Origin of the sequence: Microcystis sp. LE19-131.1A (genome assembly GCF_027532015.1) — a bacterium.
In the GTDB taxonomy this organism is placed as follows: Bacteria; Cyanobacteriota; Cyanobacteriia; order Cyanobacteriales; family Microcystaceae; genus Microcystis; species Microcystis ichthyoblabe_A.
In genome coordinates this window covers 1-2,204 of sequence record NZ_JAPZSS010000301.1, presented here as the reverse complement: position 1 = coordinate 2,204, position 2,204 = coordinate 1, and the positions used below count along the sequence as shown (strand labels likewise).

At 43.7% G+C, this 2,204-nt stretch carries 2 protein-coding genes; both read left to right on the top strand.

Going from position 1 to position 2,204, the window contains the following annotated elements; genetic code table 11:
• Positions 1-320: 320 nt before the first annotated feature.
• Positions 321-1,736, top strand: a complete 1,416-nt coding sequence (gene argH / locus O9323_RS20990; protein ID WP_193977917.1) for an argininosuccinate lyase — start codon at positions 321-323, stop codon at positions 1,734-1,736.
• A gap of 57 nt (positions 1,737-1,793) precedes the next feature.
• The coding region (locus O9323_RS20985; protein ID WP_288125711.1) for an RNA-guided endonuclease InsQ/TnpB family protein at positions 1,794-2,204 on the top strand (411 nt) is incomplete at its 3' end.

Here is a 2,204-nt window from a genome sequence, read left to right as displayed (position 1 = left end):
ATACTAAACGTCGGGACATATAAACAGTTATAAGGTTGGTCTGGGTTGACCTCTTAGATTCAGTCGGGGGACTGAAGACCTTACTAGGCGGTTATTTCGGGCATTTGGCTCCCTATTTCATGCCTAAACGTTTCGCACTACTTCTTATTAGCTTTTCGCCTATGGGCATTCAGCCAGAGCGAGCAATTCTTGCTATTCTTATGTTTGTAGGGTTGGAGATTTTTCTAACCTGAAGCGGTAATGCTATCAGCACCGGATTATTCCCCAAAATTGTCCAGCATATTTTGGTTAACTTTATCCACAATCATCTAACGAAAACAGTGACAGCAAAGAAAACTTGGAGCGATCGCTTTGAAGGTAGTCTCCATCCTACGATCGTAGAATTTAACGCCAGTATTGGCTTTGATATCGAATTAATCGAGTATGATCTCACCGGATCGATAGCTCACGCTAAAATGCTCGCCTATACGGGTATTATCAGCTCCGAAGAAGCAGATAGTCTCGTCTCTGGATTGGAACAAATTCGTCAAGAATACCGCACCGGCAACTTTAACCCCGGCATCGATCAAGAGGACGTGCATTTTGCCGTGGAACGTCGTTTAACCGAGATTGTGGGAGATGTGGGCAAAAAACTGCACACGGCCCGTTCGCGGAATGATCAGGTAGGAACGGATATACGTCTGTATCTTAGACAACAAATTGATGATATTAGGCAAGAAATTCGCAATTTTCAGCAAGCTTTAGTCAATCACGCTGAAAACCATCTGGAAACCCTGATCCCCGGTTACACCCACCTACAGCGCGCTCAACCGATTAGTTTAGCCCATCATCTCCTCGCTTATTTTCAAATGGCCGAACGGGATCACCAAAGATTAGGGCAAATTCGCGCCAGGACTAATATTTCGCCTCTAGGATGTGGCGCTTTAGCAGGGACGACTTTTCCGATTGATCGTCATTACAGTGCCAATTTACTCGATTTTGAGCAGGTGTATAACAATAGTCTCGATGGAGTCAGCGATCGAGATTTTGCCATTGAATTTATGACGGCCGCTAGTCTGATTATGGTCCACCTGAGCCGTTTGAGCGAAGAAATGATTCTCTGGTCTTCCCAAGAATTTAGTTTTATCACTCTCACCGATAGTTGTGCCACGGGATCTAGCATTATGCCCCAGAAAAAAAACCCCGATGTTCCCGAATTAGTGCGCGGCAAAACAGGGCGGGTTTTTGGGCATTTACAGGCGTTATTGACCTTAATGAAGGGTTTACCCCTAGCATATAACAAAGACTTGCAGGAGGACAAGGAGGCGTTATTTGATGGCGTTAAAACCGTGCGGATTTGTTTGCAAGCGATGACGGTACTTTTAGCCACCGGGATTCAATTTAAAACTGACCGATTAGCTAACGCGGTGGCGGAAGATTTTTCTAATGCGACGGATGTGGCGGATTATTTAGCCAGTAAGGGAATTCCCTTCCGAGAAGCTTATAATTTAGTCGGGAAAGTCGTTAAAAGCAGTTTGGCAGCGGGTAAGTTATTGAAAGATTTAACCCTGACGGAATGGCAAGAATTACATCCGGCTTTTGAGGCCGATATCTACGACGCGATCGCTCCTCGTCAGGTGGTAGCGGCCCGTAATAGCTATGGTGGCACAGGTTTTGAACAAGTGCGATCGGCTTTAATTCAAGCTAAAGCCATTCTCGATCATCGAAAATTTGCGTCTGAAACCCCGCCGTTCTAGGTTGGCTTTACTGTTAAATACTAGCGCATTTACACGATATATGCTAGAATGTGAGATATGGAGAAAGCCTATTCGTTTCGATTTTACCCCACACCAACACAAGAGTCGCTATTGCGGCGCACATTGGGCTGTGTAAGATTAGTTTACAATAAAGCTCTCCATGTCAGAACACAAGCATGGTACGAAAGACAAGAAAGAGTAGGATATACTGAAACTTCTTCAATGCTAACTGATTGGAAAAAGCAAGAAGAATTAGACTTTCTCAATGAAGTAAGCTGTGTACCTTTACAACAAGGGTTAAGACACCTACAAACAGCTTTCACTAATTTCTTTGCTGGTCGTACTAAGTATCCTAACTTTAAGAAAAAACATCAAGGAGGAAGTGCCGAATTTACCAAATCTGCTTTTAAATTTAAAGACAAACAAATCTATTTAGCCAAATGCACAGAACCTTTACCTATTCGATGG